At 46.1% G+C, this 20,130-nt stretch carries 16 protein-coding genes; 7 read left to right on the plus strand and 9 right to left on the minus strand.

Going from position 1 to position 20,130, the window contains the following annotated elements; translation table 11 throughout:
* Positions 1–65 precede the first annotated feature (65 nt).
* The 8 genes from S2091_RS03955 to S2091_RS03990 form a co-directional block, all read right to left on the minus strand.
* Positions 66–1,160 carry an enoyl-CoA hydratase/isomerase family protein gene (locus S2091_RS03955; protein ID WP_105530483.1) on the minus strand — a complete coding sequence of 365 codons (1,095 nt, stop codon included), beginning with the start codon at positions 1,158–1,160 and terminating at the stop codon, positions 66–68.
* A gap of 78 nt (positions 1,161–1,238) precedes the next feature.
* Positions 1,239–1,628 carry a ribosome hibernation-promoting factor, HPF/YfiA family gene (gene hpf, locus S2091_RS03960; protein ID WP_105530484.1) on the minus strand — a complete coding sequence of 130 codons (390 nt, stop codon included), beginning with the start codon at positions 1,626–1,628 and terminating at the stop codon, positions 1,239–1,241.
* Between the two features lie 103 nt (positions 1,629–1,731).
* Positions 1,732–3,240 carry an RNA polymerase factor sigma-54 gene (locus S2091_RS03965; protein WP_105530485.1) on the minus strand — a complete coding sequence of 503 codons (1,509 nt, stop codon included), beginning with the start codon at positions 3,238–3,240 and terminating at the stop codon, positions 1,732–1,734.
* Positions 3,241–3,261: 21 nt separating this feature from the next.
* Positions 3,262–4,005, minus strand: coding sequence for an LPS export ABC transporter ATP-binding protein (gene lptB, locus S2091_RS03970; protein WP_105530486.1), 744 nt, complete (start codon positions 4,003–4,005; stop codon positions 3,262–3,264).
* Positions 3,998–4,636, minus strand: a complete 639-nt coding sequence (gene lptA, locus S2091_RS03975; protein ID WP_105530487.1) for a lipopolysaccharide transport periplasmic protein LptA — start codon at positions 4,634–4,636, stop codon at positions 3,998–4,000. The genes lptB and lptA overlap by 8 nt, the downstream gene beginning before the upstream one ends.
* A 20-nt stretch (positions 4,637–4,656) precedes the next feature.
* Entirely contained in the window at positions 4,657–5,277 is a 621-nt protein-coding gene (gene lptC, locus S2091_RS03980) for an LPS export ABC transporter periplasmic protein LptC (RefSeq protein WP_105530488.1), read from the minus strand.
* An 18-nt stretch (positions 5,278–5,295) separates the two neighbouring features.
* The gene (locus S2091_RS03985; RefSeq protein ID WP_105530489.1) at positions 5,296–5,832 is read right to left on the minus strand and encodes a KdsC family phosphatase; all 537 of its coding nucleotides are present in this window, start codon (positions 5,830–5,832) and stop codon (positions 5,296–5,298) included.
* Positions 5,832–6,863 carry a KpsF/GutQ family sugar-phosphate isomerase gene (locus S2091_RS03990; protein ID WP_105530490.1) on the minus strand — a complete coding sequence of 344 codons (1,032 nt, stop codon included), beginning with the start codon at positions 6,861–6,863 and terminating at the stop codon, positions 5,832–5,834. The genes S2091_RS03985 and S2091_RS03990 overlap by 1 nt, the downstream gene beginning before the upstream one ends.
* Before the next feature lie 99 nt (positions 6,864–6,962).
* Between S2091_RS03990 and S2091_RS03995 the strand changes: the two genes are divergently transcribed.
* The 3 genes from S2091_RS03995 to S2091_RS24635 all read left to right on the plus strand — a co-directional run bounded on the left by S2091_RS03995 (position 6,963) and on the right by S2091_RS24635 (position 12,496).
* A complete protein-coding gene (locus S2091_RS03995; RefSeq protein WP_105530491.1) occupies positions 6,963–8,948 on the plus strand; it encodes a monovalent cation:proton antiporter family protein in 1,986 nt (661 codons plus the stop codon).
* A 307-nt stretch (positions 8,949–9,255) separates the two neighbouring features.
* Positions 9,256–10,815: a methyl-accepting chemotaxis protein gene (locus tag S2091_RS24630; RefSeq protein ID WP_105530492.1), complete on the plus strand. Its 1,560-nt coding sequence runs from the start codon at positions 9,256–9,258 to the stop codon at positions 10,813–10,815.
* A gap of 121 nt (positions 10,816–10,936) precedes the next feature.
* Positions 10,937–12,496, plus strand: coding sequence for a methyl-accepting chemotaxis protein (locus S2091_RS24635; RefSeq protein WP_105530493.1), 1,560 nt, complete (start codon positions 10,937–10,939; stop codon positions 12,494–12,496).
* 114 nt (positions 12,497–12,610) lie between these two features.
* Here S2091_RS24635 and uvrA read toward each other — a convergent pair whose 3' ends face one another.
* The gene (gene uvrA, locus S2091_RS04010) at positions 12,611–15,574 is read right to left on the minus strand and encodes an excinuclease ABC subunit UvrA (protein ID WP_105530494.1); all 2,964 of its coding nucleotides are present in this window, start codon (positions 15,572–15,574) and stop codon (positions 12,611–12,613) included.
* Positions 15,575–15,903: 329 nt separating this feature from the next.
* Between uvrA and ssb the strand changes: the two genes are divergently transcribed.
* From ssb to S2091_RS04035, 4 genes are all read left to right on the plus strand, one after another.
* The gene (gene ssb / locus S2091_RS04015) at positions 15,904–16,398 is read left to right on the plus strand and encodes a single-stranded DNA-binding protein (RefSeq protein WP_105530495.1); all 495 of its coding nucleotides are present in this window, start codon (positions 15,904–15,906) and stop codon (positions 16,396–16,398) included.
* 605 nt (positions 16,399–17,003) lie between these two features.
* On the plus strand, positions 17,004–18,278 hold the full coding sequence (locus S2091_RS04020) for a site-specific integrase (protein WP_105530496.1): 1,275 nt from the start codon (positions 17,004–17,006) through the stop codon (positions 18,276–18,278).
* Positions 18,279–18,550: 272 nt separating this feature from the next.
* Positions 18,551–19,129, plus strand: coding sequence for a glycosyltransferase (locus S2091_RS04030; protein ID WP_133166855.1), 579 nt, complete (start codon positions 18,551–18,553; stop codon positions 19,127–19,129).
* A 57-nt stretch (positions 19,130–19,186) separates the two neighbouring features.
* Positions 19,187–19,924, plus strand: a complete 738-nt coding sequence (locus S2091_RS04035; RefSeq protein ID WP_105530499.1) for a radical SAM protein — start codon at positions 19,187–19,189, stop codon at positions 19,922–19,924.
* Positions 19,925–20,130: the final 206 nt, after the last annotated feature.

The raw sequence follows: 20,130 nt of genomic DNA on the forward strand, positions 1-20,130 counted from the left end.
AATTTTAACGTGGTTAGTGGCTTTGCCGTCGCTAAAAAAGCTATTTTTCTATACGTTTACAGAATCTAGTTTAATTCCCGCAATGGATGCGCGTAGGCTGGCCAAACCTCTGCAAAAAAACTGTTGATCAGCTCAGGGCTGACTTCTTCCAGGCTAGCTGGTTGCCATTTTGGCTGCATATCTTTATCCACCACTAAAGCTCGAACGCCCTCTAAAACTTCACCGTGTTTAAAGCAATGGCGCACCATTGTGCGCTCCATGCGCAGGCATTCGGCCACTGATAACTTCTGGCCGCGCTGTAATTGCTCGAGCGTTACACACATCAGTAATGGTGAACGGGTTTGCATTAGCTTGAATGTTTGTTGTGCAAATGGAGATGGATCTGCCTGCAGCGAGGCCATGATCGCGGCGACGTTATTATGTGAAAAATGTTGATCTAGTGCATTACGATTCGTGGCTAATGGCCCGGCGTTCAGTTGCTGCTGGAACGGAGCTGCAAACTGGCGGATGCTGTCGCGCAGATCGCTGGTGTTGCTTTGTTCGAGTAAAGTCATCAGCGCAGGAATTTGTTCGCTAGGCAAATACACATCGGCTAAATCAGCATAGATGGCATCTGAAGCGTTAATGATTTCACCGCTTAAGCCTAAATACGTCCCGATTTGTCCGGCGCAGCGCGACAGAAAATAACCGCCACCGACATCAGGAAACAAGCCGATATTTACTTCAGGCATCGCCATTTTGGTACGCTCAGTTACGATCCGTAATCGGTTGTCGGGACCAGCTTGCGCAATCCCCATACCACCACCCATGACCACGCCATTTAATAAAGAAACGTAGGGCTTCGGATAATGGTGAATTAAGTAATTCAGTGCATATTCTTCGGTGAAAAAATCTTCTAATAACGCGCTATCGCCAAGCGGCGTCGCTGTGCCAACATCATAAAAAAAGCGAATATCACCGCCAGCGCAAAAAGCCCGTTCATGGCTGCCATGAATAAACACCGCGCGCACGTCGCTACGCTCTTGCCAGTCAAGCAATGTTTGGGTGATGCTGCGTATCATTTCCAGCGATAAGGAGTTTAATGCTTTAGGGCGATTTAGGGTGATGAAGCCGATTTGGTTTTGAACGCGGGTGAGTATGAAATCTGCGAAGTCTGTCATGGTAAATACAAAGTGAGTTGGCGGGGGAAATTAAAAAGGACGCTTGCGCGTCCTGATTTCATGGTGAAGTGAGTAAAGTTACGCGCTAGCTAGAGAGTTGTACGCATTCTCATCTAGTTCTGCATGTTCGGTCAGATGAATGGGCATGTGTTTCACGGGGTCGTGTTTATGGTCTTGGATTTTGTCTTTGTGTTTGATTACTTGACGATCCAGTTTGTCCATAAGTAAGTCAATGGCAGCGTATAGATCTTGTGCCATGCTTTCTACGTGAATATCTTTGCCGGGAACATGAAGATTAATATCGGCTTTATGACGTTTATCCTTCTCTTTGAGCTTATCTACGGTAATGGTAACGGTGATATCAATGACCTGGTCGAAGTGTCGCATGATACGTTCCAGCTTACTTTGAATGTGTTCACGAATTGCTGGAGTTACTTCGAGGTGATGTCCACTGATGGTGATATTCATAAGCGCTCCTATTGTAGTGATGCTTGCTAAATAATAATGATTCAATAATCAGATCTGAACCAACTCTTATTTAACAATGTAAAGCCAAAATACAAGTGATGAGTTACAAAGTTTTACGCAAATTGACTGGAGGTATTTTCAAGGCTTCCCGGTATTTTGCAACAGTACGCCGCGCAATTACCATGCCCTGTTCCCCTAGCATATTTGCGATTTTACTATCTGATAGTGGGGTGGTCTGGTTTTCTGCTCCGATCAGTTGCTTGATGAGTGCTCTAATTGCTGTAGAAGAAGCTTCTCCCCCTGCTTCCGTGGCAACGTGGCTACCAAAGAAATACTTAAGCTCAAACATGCCATGCGGGGTCAACATGTATTTTTGAGTCGTTACACGAGAAATTGTACTCTCATGTAGACCTAGTGTATCAGCAATTTCACGCAAAACAAGTGGACGCATGGCAACTGCGCCGTGGGTAAAAAAGCTGCGTTGTCTTTCTACAATCGCTTCGGAAACACGCAAAATTGTGTCAAATCGCTGGCGCATATTTTTAATCAACCAGCGGGCTTCTTGCAGCTGAGTTTGCAGCGAAGCAGCGTTTTTATGTTGCTTGAGAATGTTGGCATACAAGGAATTAACTTGTAATTTTGGCATAACATCTTGGTTCAGTTGTACCTGCCAACCGAGTCGGGTTTTGATGACGATGACATCCGGGGCAACAAAGTCTACGCGGTCTTTACTAAAACCGCGCCCGGGATGCGGCTCGCATTGCCGGATAACTTCTTGCGCTTCGCGTAAATCCTGATCATCGCAATCCAGCGCTTTTTTGATTTTATTGAAGTCCCGTTGCGCAAATTGCGCTAAATGATCTTGCACAATAATGAGTGCTAAACGTCGGGTAACTAAAGGAATGCGGGGTAAGCGTTTGATCTGTAATGCTAAACATTCGCTGGCAGTGCGTGCGCCGACACCAGCTGGTTCCAGGCTTTGCAACAGGCTGAGGGCGAAGCTTAAATCATCGAGCTCAATACCTAAAGCTTCCGGTAAGGCGGCATGAATTTGCTCTAGCGATTCATCCAGATAGCCATTTTCATCCAAGGCTTCAATGAGCAAGCTCAGTAACGCCGCATCACGTTCGGTGCGGGTACTTAAATTGGCTTGATCCAGCAAGTATTCACGCAGGCTTTGGTCGACTATTTCTAGCTGTGGCCGACCTTCATCATCGTCTTGATTTGCCCGATTTGCTTCGCTCCAGATCGACGATTCATCGCCTTGCGCGCTTTGGTAATCCGATTGATCTGAATCGTTTTCAGACGAATTGTGTGCGTCTTCCGATGCGCCGTTAGCGGTGCTTGCTGACGAATCGCTATTGTTATTAGTGTTGTTGTCGTTGGAGTAGTCCGATTGTGCAGGCTGGTGATTGAGCGCACCATCAGACAATAGCCGGACAGCCAAATCCATCGGATCATCTAACCGTTCCAACAGTGGATTGTCATGCAACATCTGCTCTAACTCTTGATGCAGTTCCAGAGTAGATAATTGCAGTAAACGGATAGATTGCTGAAGCTGCGGCGTCAGTGCTAGATGTTGGGAGGTACGTAACTGCAGGCTCTGTTTCATTGGTATCTAGCTTTTAAACCGTTACATCCGGAAGTGGTCACCCAGATAAACCCGCCGAACCGATTCATTGCTGATGATATCGTCTGGATGGCCACTGGCTAAAACCGCACCTTGATTAATAATATAAGCACGGTCGCAAATGCCGAGAGTTTCACGCACATTATGGTCGGTGATTAAAACGCCGATATTGCGTTCTTTTAAAAACCGTACAATACGTTGAATTTCAATTACGGCAATTGGATCAACACCGGCAAAAGGTTCATCTAGCAATACAAAGCGCGGATTGGTCGCCAGCGCTCTGGCAATTTCTACCCGACGGCGTTCGCCGCCAGATAACGATAAAGCCATGTTTTCGCGGATTTTTTCGATTTGTAATTCACCCAGCAACGTATTCAATCGATCATCGATTGCGTCTTTCGACAAGGGGTTGCCTTGTTCGTCACGTTGCAACTCAAGTACTGCACGAATATTGTCTTCGACTGATAATTTGCGAAATACCGACGCTTCTTGCGGCAGGTAGGACAGCCCAAGTCTGGCGCGCTTATGAATCGGTAAATTAGAAATATCGACGTCATTGAGTTTGATAATGCCGGCGTCCGAGGGAACTAATCCAACGATCATATAAAACGAGGTGGTTTTACCTGCGCCATTAGGCCCCAGCAAACCGACCACTTCACCACTCGTTACATCAATTGATACATCCCTAACCACTTGCCTTGCGCCATAATGTTTTTGCAGACCTTGAACTTGCAAGTGACTATTCATGAGTCACCTCGGGTTTGGTTGCGGGCTTAGGTTCGGTTTTAGAATCTACCTTCGTTTCAACTTTCGGTTCAACCTTAACCGGCGCAGCTTTAGGTTTATCTTCCACGGGATAAATAACTGCATTGGTAAATCCAGCACCCGGTGCGCTAATGCCTTGGAGAGTGTTATTAACTGACATAAAATCAGTACGACTATCGTAGGAAATATAAATCCCAGAACTTTCATGTGTACGTTTTTTGCCATCCAGCAGAACTAATTTTGCCTGGTTAAATAATTTAATTAGTTCCAGAGTATCGTCGTAGACGACTTTATCGGCTTCGCCTTCTGCCCATAAATCTGGCCCGCCGTCACGTTTTTGACGGTAATTGACTAATTTGCCCGGGCCGCTAAATAGGGTTCCAATTTTTCCGCCGTTGGCATCTTCAACCACTTCAAGGCGCGCAGCATTAATAATCAGGGTGCCTTTCACCATGTGTACCGAGCCGGTGTAGACAGTCACTTTTTTATTGCCATCATAGGTTTGTGATTCCGCCGAAATATGCAGCGGTTGTTGGCTGTCGGCTTTTTCCGCATGTGCTGTGCTGATAGCTAGCGACAAGAGTAAAAATGAGAGGGAAAGATGTTTAATCATGGCTTTATTGTTTATTTATTTTAAGGACGTTTCTGATTGGTGCGAGGAGGAACAATGCTATAGACATTGCTTAATATTTGCATTTGTTGCGTGGCATTATTCGCCCTCAATCCGACGCCGGTAGTGATGGTGTCACCAGCAAGAATTCGAACTGGTAAATCGGTTTGCATGGTATTTTTGTCAGGGTAAGCTAATAAATACTCGGTATCTAATTGGAGATGTGCTGAGATATCTGTTTTATGACGATTAACCACTACTTTTTCATAAAGATGCACTTCATTTTCACTCTGATTTGCGATGTTTTTAATGACCCCACGTTCTGAGCGCACTGTCAACGGCGGTTGAGTTGCATCTAAATTAGTCATCACTGGCAAAGTAACGTCGGCATGATCATCGTCCGGATAGTGTATTAATTCGGTCCCAACAATACGGTATTTACTTTGTCCGTTTGGCAGCATTTTGACAAAATTAAAATTATCCACATAATAATCAGGCCGGGTACGCACGGCTTGCGCACCATTTTTATCATTGCTGCGTATGATTTCTAACACCCAATAACTTGCCAGTGAGGCTAGGCCAACAAACATGACCAGCAGCCAAAGCCGCAAATTGTTAGGGGTAAATAAAGCACTTATTTTCATCTTATTTTTATACCGGTTTTATGCCAGATAAGGAGCAAGTGCTGCATCGTATTTATTTTGCGCCCGCAAAATAAAATCGCAAATTTCGCGTACCGCACCTAAACCACCAGCCGCTTTGGTGATGTAATCGGCACGGCTACTCGCTTCAGGATGCGCATTGGGCACGCTTACTGCAAAACCGACTTTAGCAAATAACGGTAAGTCCACAATATCGTCACCCATGAAACCACATTCGTGGGCTGCTACGCCGGTGTCGTTCAATAATTGCGCAAACGTAATGCGTTTATCGTGGTTGCCTTGGTACACATAAGTAATGCCAAGATCGGCCGCACGTTTGTTGACAATCGGTGTTTGACGCGCACTGATGATGGCGGTGGTGATGCCCATTTTTTGTAGTAATTGAATACCTAGGCCGTCGTGCACAAAGAAGCGTTTGATGAGCTCACCTTCCGCGCTGTATTGCATGCTGCCATCGGTTAATACGCCATCCACATCAAAAATCATGATGCGAACTTGCGCTGCTTTTTGCTGGGCGCTGATTTGGTTCTGCGTCATCAAATCACCTTGGCACGAGTCAGATCGTGAATATGCAATGCGCCAACCAGTTTGCCTTCATGATCGGCAACTAACAGCTGATTGATACGATGCGTTTCCATTAATTTAACTGCTTCAACGGCTAATTTATCCGGGCCGATAGTGCGTGGATTTTTGTGCATGACATCGGCAATTTTTATATCGGTGAAATCATGCATGCGCTCTAATAAGCGACGTAAATCACCATCGGTAAACACGCCGAGTAAGTGATTATTCGCGTCCACTACCGCAGTCATGGCAATGCCTTTTTTTGTGATCTCTAATAAGGCTGCTATTAAGCTGCAATCTAATTGAACGGAAGGGATATCTTTACCGGTGCGCATTACATCGCGCACATGGGTCAACAAACGTCGGCCCAATGCGCCACCGGGATGCGAACGGGCAAAATCTTCTTCGCGGAAACCGCTGGCGTCTAAAACCGCCACCGCCAACGCATCGCCTAACGCCAATGTCACGGTGGTGGAAGCGGTTGGCGCTAAATTAAGTGGGCACGCTTCTTTGTCAACATGTGCATTTAAGTGAACGTCTGCCAACTGGGCTAAACGCGATGCCGGGTTGCCGGTAATGGCGATTAACTGCGCGCCCATGCGTTTAATAAGTGGCATGATCGCTAATAGCTCACCGGCTTCACCGGAATAAGAAATAGCGATAAATACGTCATTGGCAGTCACCATGCCAAGGTCGCCATGCGCGGCTTCGGCAGCATGTACAAAGAAAGCAGGCGTTCCGGTTGAGGCAAACGTCGCGGCAATCTTGCGGGCTATATGGCCGGATTTACCGATGCCGGAAACAACGACCCGGCCTTGGCAGTTAAGTAATAAGCCGACAGCAGCGGTAAAGTTACTACCTAAGTTGTCATCGGACTTGGTAGTAAGACGACGATTTAACGCCTGAATCGCGTCAGCTTCAATCGTCAGCGTACTGCTGGCTAATTGTAAGGCGCGGATCGGGTCAAAAGTTGTCTGGGGAGATTTTGTATAGGGTACACTCATAGCCTAAAGTATAAACGAATTCGGAAAGCAAAAAACCTGCCTGATGTAACAAAAGGTGCTTAAAATAAATATAACTCTCGGTATTTTTTGGATAGTTGAATGCAATCAGCCTTAGAAATCACTTTATTATTCCTCGGCGCCTCTGTTTTTGGGGTGGTGATCTTCCGTAAACTACGTTTGCCGCCGATGTTGGGCTATTTAATGGTGGGCGTGGTAATTGGCCCCTATGGCTTTGCATGGGCAGAAAATAGTGTTGCAACGCAAGGTTTTGCCTCGTTTGGTGTGGTGTTTTTGATGTTTTCCATTGGCTTGGAATTTTCTTTGCCGAAATTGAAGTCGATGCGCAGAACCGTGTTTGGGCTGGGATTGGCGCAAGTATTGGTCACAATAATCTCGACCATGCTGGCGGCCTGGCTGTCTTCCCTGATCTTGCCCACGATTTGGCATATCAGCTGGCAAGCCGCATTTGCCCTGGGCGGGGCATTTTCAATGTCATCAACCGCCATCGTCTCCAAAATATTAGTTGAGCGCCTGGAAATTGAAACCATTCATGGACGGCAAATTTTTGGGATTTTGTTATTTCAAGATCTGGCTTTGGTGCCGCTATTAATTATTGCGCCGGCACTGGCAGCGCAAGATGAGCACTTATTACAAACCTTGATCTATGCCATTGCCAAGGCGACATTAGTGTTGGTGTTACTGCTGTTTTTCGGTAAAAAAATAATGCGCGGCTGGTTTAAATTGGTAGTGCTACTGCGTTCGCAAGAGTTATTTATGTTGAACCTGTTACTGATTACTTTAGGCGCAGCGTGGATTACCGAGCGTGCTGGTTTGTCGCTGGCATTGGGTGCGTTTGTGGCGGGGATGTTGATCTCTGAAACCGAATATAAACATCAGGTGGAAGAAGATATTAAATCGTTCCGCGATGTGTTGTTAGGCTTGTTTTTTGTCACGATAGGCATGCTGCTGAATGTGGGATTAGTGGTGGAACATTGGTGGTTGGTGTTGCTGTTGCTGGTGATTCCCGTCGCATTTAAATGCGGTTTAGTGGTGTTGTTGGCCAAATTGTTTGGTGGCTCAACGGGTGTTGCATTGCGTACCGGTTTGGCACTGGCGCAAGCGGGCGAATTCGGTTTTGTGCTGTTAAGTCAAATGAGTCATTTGAATTTGATGAACCCCTTGTTTACGCAACTGGTGTTGGCGTCGATGGTGCTGTCAATGTTGGTTGCGCCGTTCCTGTTGCTGCATAGCGATGCGATTGCGATGAAGTTCTCGCACAGTGACTGGATGCAGCAGTCTTTGGCATTAACCAAAATCGCCAGCCGCGCAATGGGGCAAGACAAGCATGTGCTGATTGCTGGTTTTGGTCGTACCGGGCAAAGTTTGGCGATCTTGTTAAATGAAGAAAAAATCCCGTATCACGCGCTCGATTTAGACCCTGATCGCGTGCAGGCAGCGCAAGCTGCTGGCTCGATTGTGTCGTATGGCGACGCAGCACGGCGCGAGAGTTTAATCGCGGCCGGCATTATGCGTGCCTCGGTGTTAGTGGTAACGCATACCGGTACCGCTTCAGCATTAAAAGTGCTGCATTATGTGAAGGAATTAAATCCTGCTTTGCCGGTGATTGTACGTAGCTATGATGATAGCGATTTAGAAAAACTGCGCGAGGCCGGCGCCACCGAAGTGGTCCCCGACGTGATTGAAGGTAGTTTGATGCTAGCTTCCCATGCGCTGGTTTTACTTGGTGTACCAGTGCGACGTGTGGTGCATCGTGTGCAGCGCGCGCGCGATGATCGCTATGAATCGTTGCGCGGCTATTTTCATGGTGCCAGCGACGCGGTGGATGATGCCGATAACTTGCAGGTACGTTTGCAGCCGATACAGTTAAGTGAAGGCGCTGCGGCAATCGGCAAGTTGATTGCGGAATTGTGTTTGGCTGAGTTGGAGGTGGAAATTATCAGCATGCGGCGCGCTATGCAACGCTTTGAGTTTACGCCTGAAACCCGGCTGGCCTCCGGCGACGTGTTGGTGCTACGCGGAACTACCGAGGTATTAGCGCTTACGGAAGAGCGTTTACTTGGTTAATTAGGGGATTTGTATGTACTCCCCCTTATTTTTTAAATATTTAACGTATGCAGTGGCTCTTAGCTAGATAAAAAAGCCATTTCTTTGCGGTATGTATTTACCCCAATATAAAATCAAATCAATAGCTCGGAATAGTAAAACCTATGCTGGGGTATTTTGAATCTAAAAAGCCAACTCTGCCGATAAAGACGTTGACAAGCTCAATCCCGCTGCTAATCTAAAATTTAACAATTAAATTGTTGTATTCACTAGCTCAGCATTGCTAGCGGAACTACTTCTATGCCATTCCGTCAACGGCGAGATCGTCATGCATAAATTAATGAATTCTTTCCAAATTCGCACACGTTTATTGCTGATCAATGCGTTGATTTTGATCGGCGTTGCATTGATGACGATGGTTTCGCTATATAGCTTGCGTGCTTCAATGATGGAGGAGCGCAGCGCCAAAATAGTGAGCGTGATCGATAGCGCTACTTCAGTGGTGAACCATTTTCATCAATTGCAACAAGAAGGCAAGCTGACGGAAGCACAAGCCAAGGAGCAGGCATTGGGGGTATTGCGCGCAGTGAAGTATGAAGGAAGCAACTACGTATTTATTTATGATACGGACGGTATGAAGCTAGCGCCTATGCCTGCGCCGGAAATGGCAGGAAAATCATTTAAAGACCTCAAAGACAGCACCGGCAAATATTTTATTCAAGAAATGCTCGATGATGCGCAAAGTAAAGGATTTGGCTTTGTGGCTTATCAATTTCCCAAAGCAGGGCAAACGGAAGAATTACCTAAGCTTTCTTATATAAGCTATTTCACCGACTGGAAATGGATGCTGGGTACCGGTGTGTATATAGACGACGTGAACCATAAATTTTACGCATCAGCACGTACCAATGTGGGCATGGGCATCGCCATGCTCATCGTCATCAGTTTTATTACAGTGATGATTAGCCGTGGCATTCTGGGGCAACTCGGTGGCGAGCCTAACTATGCCGTTGAAGTGGTGACGCAAGTGGCGCAAGGTAATTTAACTATGCGGGCTAATTTACATCCGACCGATAAAACCAGTTTGTTAGCGCAGCTGCAAAGGATGATAGAGGAATTACGTCAGCTTCTTTTGCTGGTACGTAATGCATCCGAGTCTATTGATTCTGCCGCCACCGAAATTGCGCAGGGTAATTTAGATTTGTCCGGGCGTACCGAAAGTCAGTCGGCCAGCCTCGAAGAAACCGCCTCCTCGATGAATCAGTTGACTTCAACGGTGCGGCAAAATTCTGAAAGCGCGCGTCAGGCCAGTGACTTGGCGCACACTGCATCTAAAGTCGCGATTCACGGTGGTTCGGTGGTGAGGAATGTTGTGGTAACGATGGAGTCCATCAAGAACAGTTCCAGTAAAATTGTCGACATCATCAGTGTTATTGATAGCATCGCTTTTCAAACTAATATTTTGGCACTGAATGCCGCAGTGGAAGCGGCACGCGCTGGTGAACAAGGGCGAGGCTTTGCGGTCGTGGCGTCTGAAGTACGCGCCTTGGCGCACCGCTCTGCGGCGGCGGCTAAAGAAATTAAAGAACTAATTCAGCAATCGGTGGAAAATATTCAATCTGGCGCAACGCTGGTGGACGATGCGGGCAAGGCGATGGATGAAATTGTAAATAGCGTCAAATCCGTAACAGAAATCATGACGGAAATTGCGCAAGCTTCAAAAGAACAAACTCAAGGCATTGAACAGGTAAATAGTGCGATCGCAGAAATGGAAGGCGTTACCCAGCAAAATGCGGCCTTGGTGGAAGAGGCAGCAGCGGCCGCGCAAAGCATGCGCGATCAGTCTCGTTCGCTGGTGGAAAGCGTCAATACATTCCGGCTGGAATGAAGAGTTGTTTTAGCATTTCAGTACTCCTCTAGACAAAGTGGAAACGAAAACGGTATTGAGATGGCACTTCTGATCGCACAATGCGCTTCTCTATGCCACGTCAATCAAAGGCGAGATCGCTATGCATAAGTTAATGGATTCGTTTCAAATCCGCACGCGCTTGTTGCTGATCAATGCGCTGATTTTGATCGGCGTGGCATTGATAACGATGGTTTCGCTGTACAGCTTGCGTTCTTCGATGATAGAGGAACGCAGCGCCAAAATAGTTAGCGTGATTGATAGTGCGACTAGCGTGCTGGGGCATTTCAATCGGCTACAGCAAGAAGGCAAACTCACTGAGGCACAAGCCAAGCAGCAAGCATTGGAGGTGTTGCGCACGATTCGCTATGAAAAAACAAATTACGTGTTTATTTATGATGTGGACGGTATAAAAGTATTGCAGCCGCCCGCGCCAGAAACAGAAGGTAAGCCATTCAAAGACGTTAAAGACAGCCACGGTAAACTCTTCGTCCAAGAAATGCTTGATGATGCGCAGAACCGGGGGCATGGTTTTGTTTCCTATCAATTTCCTAAGCCGGGACAAGCGGCCGATTTCCCCAAACTTTCCTACGTCAATTATTTCGCTGATTGGAAATGGACAATAGGAACCGGCGTTTATATGGACGATGTGGATAAAAAATTTTACTCGTCGGCGCGGGCGAATGTGGGTATGGGCATCGCCATGCTAATCATCATTAGTTTTATCACGGTCATGATTAGTCGCGGGATTCTTCGTCAACTCGGTGGTGAACCTAACTATGCAGTGGAAGTGGTGACGCAAGTGGCGCAAGGTAATTTGACTATACGTGCCAATTTACATCTGACCGATAAAACTAGTTTGTTAGCGCAGTTGCAAAGGATGATAGAGGAACTGCGTCAGCTTCTTTTGCAGGTACGTAATGCATCCGAGTCTATCGATTCTGCTGCGACTGAAATCGCGCAGGGTAATTTAGATTTGTCCGGACGAACCGAAAGTCAGTCGGCCAGCCTCGAAGAAACCGCCTCCTCGATGAATCAGCTCACTTCAACGGTGCGGCAAAATTCAGAAAGCGCGCGTCAGGCTAGTGACTTGGCGCACACCGCATCTAAAGTTGCGATTCACGGTGGTTCGGTGGTGAAGAATGTTGTGGTAACGATGGAGTCCATCAAGAACAGTTCCAGCAAAATTGTCGACATCATCAGTGTCATCGACAGCATCGCTTTTCAAACTAATATTCTGGCGCTGAATGCCGCAGTGGAAGCGGCACGCGCGGGTGAGCAAGGGCGAGGCTTTGCGGTGGTGGCGTCTGAAGTGCGCGCCTTGGCGCACCGCTCTGCGGCAGCTGCTAAAGAAATTAAAGAGCTAATTCAGCATTCGGTGGAGAATATTCAGTCTGGCGCAACGCTGGTGGACGATGCGGGTAAAGCGATGGATGAGATTGTAAATAGCGTCAAATCAGTGACGGAAATCATGACGGAAATTGCGCAAGCCTCGAAAGAACAAACGCAAGGCATTGAGCAGGTGAATAGTGCGATTTCTGAAATGGAAGGTGTTACCCAGCAAAATGCGGCCTTGGTGGAAGAAGCTGCAGCGGCCGCACAAAGCATGCGTGATCAGTCACGCTCGCTGGTGGACAGTGTGAATACATTCCGTTTGGAATGAGAGAAAATACGGCATAGAATGCTGTGCTTGGTAAGTTGGGCTAGCGATTTACCAGCCCAACATTTTTCATCAATTGTTGGGTTGGCAGTGCTTTAGCCAAACCTACGAATTCACTTAACCTAACAACGGCAATAAATATTTCCCAGTAACGCTAGCCGGATTATTCGCCACTTGTTCCGGCGTACCTGTTGCAATAATCTGCCCGCCGCCTGCGCCGCCTTCCGGTCCTAAATCAATCAACCAATCCGCGGTTTTAATCACATCCAAATTGTGTTCAATGATGACCACCGTGTTGCCTTGATCGCGCAAACGGTGAATGACCTTCAACAGTAAATCGATATCGTGGAAATGCAAACCGGTAGTCGGTTCATCCAAAATATACAAAGTGCGGCCAGTGTCGCGTTTGGATAATTCCAGCGACAATTTAACCCTCTGCGCTTCACCACCAGACAAGGTAGTGGCACTTTGACCGAGGCGAATATAACCCAGGCCAACATCCAACAGGGTTTGTAATTTACGCGCAATCAGCGGCACCACGCTAAAGAATTGATGTGCTTCTTCTACCGTCATGCCCAGCACTTCCTGAATGTTTTTTCCCTTGTAGTGCACTTCCAACGTTTCGCGGTTGTAGCGTTTGCCGTGGCAGACATCGCACGGCACATACACGTCGGGTAAAAAGTGCATTTCGACTTTAATAACGCCGTCGCCCTGACATGCTTCGCAGCGTCCGCCTTTAACGTTAAAAGAAAAACGTCCTGCGCTATATCCACGTTCTTTGGCGGAAGGAACGGTGGAAAATAAATCGCGTATCGGTGTGAATAAACCGGTGTACGTAGCAGGGTTTGAGCGCGGTGTACGACCGATCGGGCCTTGGTCAACCGAGATCACTTTATCAAAATGATTAAAGCCGCTAATGCTTTCATGCGCAGCCGGTTCAGCGTGTGAACCGTAAATATGATGCGCGGTGGCGAGGTATAAAGTGTCGTTGATTAAGGTCGATTTGCCTGAGCCGGAAACTCCGGTGACGCAGGTTAATAAGCCGACTGGCAAATTCAGCGTAACGCCTTTTAAATTATTGCCGGTCGCACCGCTGATGGTGAACAATTTTTCCGCATCAAATTGGGTGCGTGTTTTAGGTACTGCGATTTTTTTGGTGCCGTTTAAATATTGCGCGGTGAGTGACCGCGGGTTACTTAAAATATCTTCCAGCGTGCCCGCGGCAATAACTTCACCGCCGTGCACGCCAGCGCCCAAGCCCATGTCAATTACATAGTCGGCACAACGGATCGCATCCTCATCGTGTTCAACCACCAACACGCTATTGCCGATGTCGCGCAGATGTTGCAGTGTGCCGATTAAGCGGTCATTGTCGCGTTGATGCAGGCCGATGGACGGCTCATCCAACACATACATTACGCCAGTCAGGCCGGAGCCGATTTGTGACGCTAAACGTATCCGCTGCGCTTCGCCGCCGGACAAGGTATCTGAGCTGCGATCCAGCGATAAATAATCAAGGCCGACATTGTTTAAAAATTTAAGGCGTGATGCGATTTCCTTGATGATGCGGTCAGCAATTTCTTTTTTAGCGCCGGTTAATTCCAGCGTTTCAAAGAATGCCAAGGCTTTGCGTAACGGTAGCGCACTCACTTCGTAAATCGAGCTTTCTTGTGCGCCGTTACCGACTTTGACAAACCGCGCTTCCACTCGCAGGCGTGCACCATGGCAGGCCGGGCATTCTTTTTCATTAATGAATTTGGCTAATTCTTCTTTAACCGCCATCGAATCCGTTTCGCGATAACGGCGCTGCAAATTCGTTACTACGCCTTCAAAACTGTGCTCACGAATAACCGTCTTACCTTTTTCATTAATATAGGTAAACGGGATGTGCTGCTTGCCGGAACCATACAAAATAACTTGTTGCGCGGCTTCGGGTAATTGTTCAAACGGCGTATCAATATCGAATTCATAAAACGCCGCCAGATTGGACAGCATTTGGAAATAAAACTGATTGCGTCGGTCCCAGCCTTTTACTGCGCCGGAAGCCAGCGATAAATTCGGGAAGGCGACGATGCGTTTCGGATCAAAAAATTCAATGTGACCTAAGCCATCGCATTCAGGGCAGGCACCCATTGGATTGTTAAACGAAAATAAGCGCGGCTCTAATTCTTGCAATGAATAACCGCAAGTTGGACAGGCAAATTTATTCGAATACAGATGTTCTTTATCGCTATCCATTTCTACCGCAATGGCACGACCTTCGGCCAGACGCAAGGCAGTCTCGAACGATTCTGCCAAACGTTGTTTGATATCGGCTTTAACTTTAATCCGGTCAACTACTACAGAAATAGTGTGTTTCTCGGTTTTTTTTAGCTTGGGTAAATCATCAATTTCAACAATCTTAGGCGCTGCGGTACCGCTTTGCAGGCGGAAGCGCACAAAACCTTGCGCTTGCATTTGTTCAAAGAAATCAACGTGCTCACCTTTGCGATTCGCCACAACTGGAGCCAAAATCATCAGGCGAGTATCTTCCGGCATCGCTAAAACCAAATCCACCATTTGCGAAACAGATTGCGCCGCTAGTGGGTTTTCAGGATGATCAGGGCAATACGGCGTACCTACGCGCGCATACAGCAAGCGCAAATAATCGTGAATTTCCGTGACGGTACCGACGGTAGAGCGCGGATTGTGCGAAGTGGCTTTTTGCTCAATCGAAATGGCTGGCGATAAACCTTCAATCAAATCCACATCGGGTTTTTCCATTAACTGTAAAAATTGCCGCGCATACGCCGACAAAGATTCTACGTAACGGCGCTGACCTTCTGCGTATAAGGTATCAAACGCCAGCGACGACTTGCCCGAACCGGACAAGCCGGTAATCACCACGAGTTGATTACGCGGCAGATCAAGGCTGATGTTTTTTAAATTATGTGTTCGTGCGCCGCGCACCCGGATTTGATCACGGGAGTCGTGGGTAGCGAGAGTAGTGGGGGCAGTCTTAGGCGGATTTTTCAGCTTGGCAGGCGTTTTTGCCTTAGCGCTGCTGACTATGCCGGTGTCTTTGGTGGAGTTTTTGCTCATTTTACTCATTGTGAAAGATGGCCAAACCAGCCAACCTGATACTATATCGGGTTTCGCTAATCCTCACCAAAACTTTGTAGGCTTCTTGAGTGAAGTTGCGTGAGTTGGCATGTTTGACTGAATATTAATTTTGTTAATATTTCCAGTTTGTGCTAAAACCGGATTGATCTGTATTTGCAGTCTCAGCCGTTTTATGTGGGGTCTTCTGGCTTATAATCGCATCCACTGTATAAAATCGCGTCGGTCGCAAAAACGGATTCAGCACGAGATTGGCGCCGCCGCAATGAACTAATTATTAAGTAACTAACACGTAAGACACTGGAGAAACCATGGCATCTGTTAATAAAGTCATCATTTTGGGTAATTTGGGCCGCGACCCAGAAACACGTTACATGCCGAGCGGCGATGCAATGACCACAATATCTATCGCCACCACTGATAGCTGGAAAGATAAAGCCAGCGGCGAGAAAAAAGAAACTACTGAATGGCACCGCGTTACCTTCTTCGGCAAATTAGCCGAAATCGCAGGTCAATACCTTAAAAAAGGTTCGTCAGTCTACGTTGAAGGCAGCTTACGCACACGTAAATATACCGACAAAGACGGTATAGAAAAATATGCCACGGACATCAAGGCAGACAGCATGCAAATGCTAGGCGGCCGACCAGGTGCCGGAAGTATGGATGACGGTTACGATTCCCAACCAAGTATGCAAAATTCCGCTCCGGCACCACGTCAAAGTGCGCCGGCAGCGCAGCCGCAACAACGGCCGGCATCACGTCCAGCGCCGAATTTTTCGGACATGGATGACGATATTCCGTTCTGAGACATACCTGCGATATAGACTGTAAAGTTTTACCCCTAAAGCCCTGATTATTCAGGGCTTTTTTTATTCTCATCAAAAAATAATGTAAATTTTTGATGAGTAGCTATTAGGTAAAGTAGGACATTAATAAATGTAAAGTTTCAGTCGAAGCTTCATCCAAATTTTACTGATCTACTGTGTTGGGGCGAGTTTTGGATTTATTTTTTCATTTTATCTATTCATTTCTTTCCCATGAAAGCTGTATAGGTTTCAAGGGTGGAGCGTAGCGGAACCCTTCCCTCAAGACTGTCGGTCTGTTTTATTTGAAATAGGGCACAGCAAATGTTACCCAGCATTTATTAAGCTAACAATCTACGGTAATGAATCAGTCAATTGATTGTGCTTAAATAAATTTCTTGTTGCAAATATCGTAGATAATATCGTTTATAAACAATGACTTGCAATTTTAATGCGTATTCGATAATGTGTTGGCGGAGCCTGGAATAAAGCGAATTTTGGTTGTGTATAAAATAACTATTTAGCCTTGATTAAATTAAAATCAAGAGCGAATTTTATTGAGTAAGGTATCCATAAATCGAATTATTGGAATTTTGAATGGATTGTTCATGCCTTCTTGCAATTGCAAAATTAAAAGCTTTGTGATGAAAAATGGTGAGCGGTATTGCTTACTGGTCAGCAAAGCATCTGGATTGCCATATTACTATCCCAATCTTTTCTTGATCACACAGGTAAGAAATCGGTCATTGTCGACCGCTGCGATGGAATCAACGTTAGCTTCGCTCAACGTATTGATGGCGTTTAATGAAAAATCCAATGTAGACATTGAAGTGAGATTTTTGAAGCGCCTTTTCTTGCAGCCTAATGAGATGGATGCAATACGTGACTATTGTCAGTTAAATTTTTCTGGGCCACGCGATTCTGCAGCGTCGAAAAATGTATTGCAATTACCAAACCAGAATCGGCAACGAAAGAAGCGGGTTATTCGAACAACTGATCGGGCGAGCACCTACAATCGTTTAACTCATATTGCCCACTATTCAAAATGGCTCGCAGAGACTTTGTTATCGACAAATACAGATAAACATACAACGCTTGAAATCGAAAAAATGTATTCGGGACTAAAAGCGCGGCGGCCTCCAAAAAAATGCTGCAACCAGGCGGAATCCGAGGAAGGGTTGAGCAGAGAGCAGATCGATGTTTTACTTGAAGTTGTTCAACCTGGGTCGGAACGAAATCCATTCCACGATCCTGCCATCCAGGTTCGTAATCAAGTAATTATTTTACTTTTGCTTTACCTGGGAATTCGAGGTGGCGAATTGTTGAATATTAGAGTAAGGGATATTTCGTTTTCAAATAATCAGATCGTGATTGCAAGACGGGCCGATGATAAATCCGATCCTAGGATTGATCAGCCACTAGTAAAAACACTCGATAGACGAATCCCTATGAAACCGACACTCGTAAGTGAGATTCATAACTATATTCTCCATCACAGAAACAAAGTTCCCAGAGCAAGGAAGCACGATTATTTGTTCATTACGCATAAAGCTGGGCCTACGCAGGGTCAACCGATGTCGCGCTCTGCGTACGAAAAATTGATCGCTTTGATCGCAAAGTCGTCACCAGAGCTTTCCATTCTAAGAGGGCATGGATTGCGACACACGTGGAACGATAGTTTCTCCAGGTTGATGGATGAAATGGAAAATCCACCATCTCCTGAAATGCAGGAACAGCAGCGCTCGTACCTTCAAGGCTGGAAATCAGGATCAGGGAGCGCCGCCATATATACCAAGCGCCATATCAAAATCAGGGCTTTAGAGGCCGGGCTACAACTTCAAGAACGTATGTCAATAATTCCAAAGAATCTAAAAAATGACTAGGCAAAATCAAACTAATTCTAATCGCCATACTCAAGTAAATTACCCAATCTCAATCAAGTCCATTAAGTTGCATAAGTCGCGTAATGGATATGAATTTAATGAGGATGATCCATACTGGATTTTAAATAAAAACATCACTGTCAATGTTTGTAACGTCCGTGATAAATTGGATGAAGAATTTAAACAAGGTTTTACATTAACACTAGTGAACTACGCGAAATTTTTGTCCGCTGCACACACCGCTAATATTGGGCAGAGAATGAACGAGTTGCTTGTCAGCCTGTGATTATATTGGCTCTCTATATGCATTGCCCGCAACGACAACCTCATCCGCTATTCAATGGCAAGGTAAGGCAACCCACCGGATATTTGCTTATCTCCGGCCGAGTATGGCCGCCTGCGAAGCCATCTTGACTGCATTGCAGTCGCTGGATGCCGAGGTGATCTGTGCCGTACCCGGAATCTCTTCTGAATGGAAAGCACGCTATAACCGCTTGCGCATTTTTGACCACCCCGTTGATTTACAGCCGCTCTTATCTCATGCTGATTTGGCTATTACTTACGGTGCCGGAACCATCGCTACCGCACTACTAGCAGGCGTGCCTGTCATGTTAGTGCCGCAAATGGCCGAGCAATATTTGGCAGGGTTGCCTCTGGAAAGAATGGGCGCAGGCTTGATGTTGCGGGAGCAGCAATCCATAGAGCAATGCGCCAGCCTTATCAACACTCTGCTCACAATGCCCAGCTACCGTCAGGCTGCGCAGGCCTTTGCACAGCGCTATGCAAATTTTAGTACAGAGCAAGCTTGCCAACGGCTTTGGAGTGCGATGAAGGTTAAGCTTGAAAATTAATATTAGCCACTGTCATTCAATGACATTTAGCAAGCCCTACTCATTTTATGATTACTAATGAACGTTCAAATTGAAGTCACGACCCGCTGTAATTTTGATTGTTTTTATTGTGCTGGACGTGACATGGAGCAGAAAGACATGACGATGGAACATTATCTTAAGATCATGGATAGTCATGTGCATCGTTATGGAATTCCCGCTCAAGTATCACTACAAGGTGAAGGCGAACCTACGCTTAATCACGATTTTTTTAACATGGCAGCGCATGTTCGTCGTATTGGATCTGAACCAACCACTATCACAAACGGTAGCTATAAATATCCAGAACATTTTGCACAAAGTTTTAAAAAAATCGGAATTAGTTTGGATACGTTGGATCCGGCTGAAGCCAGCCGTGTTGGACGTCATAACTTGGCGCGGGTGTTGGAATTTATCGAGTCAGTTTCTTCTTTTTTGGAGGTAACGATTTTTACTGTCGCTATCTCACCTTCTTTTCATGCGGTAGCTGCATGGTGTCAGCAACGCGGGCTTAAGCATATCGTTCAGCCCCTGCAGTCAAAGCCGGATTATAACTACCGCTATCCACAGCATGTCGTCGTTCATCCACGACCTTCGTTATATCAATGTGCTTATTTACAGCAGGATTTGATGCGGTATTACGCGATTGATAGTGGCGAATTTCCCTGTTGCTTTATTAAAGATGCTCGTCATTACGTGTCGATTGCCGATTTAAAACAGCAATTAGCCAACAAACAAATTCCGGCTAGTTGTAGCGGTTGTAAGGAGTTGAAATGAATATTAATTTACGGAAGTTTTGCAGTGCAAAAATAGTTCAAGTCAAAATGCCCTAAATAGGGCATAGCCTCACTTTGCAAAGTTCTATAAGATTGCAAAATCAAAAAGTGCTATAAAAAATTAAATTGTTAATTTGAAATTTTTTGTGACTACAAAACAATATAGTACCTAGCATCACAATTTAAAGTTCTACAAGATCATAAATC

It is taken from the genome of Solimicrobium silvestre, from assembly GCF_002976435.1.
GTDB classification, from domain to species: Bacteria; Pseudomonadota; Gammaproteobacteria; order Burkholderiales; family Burkholderiaceae_D; genus Solimicrobium; species Solimicrobium silvestre.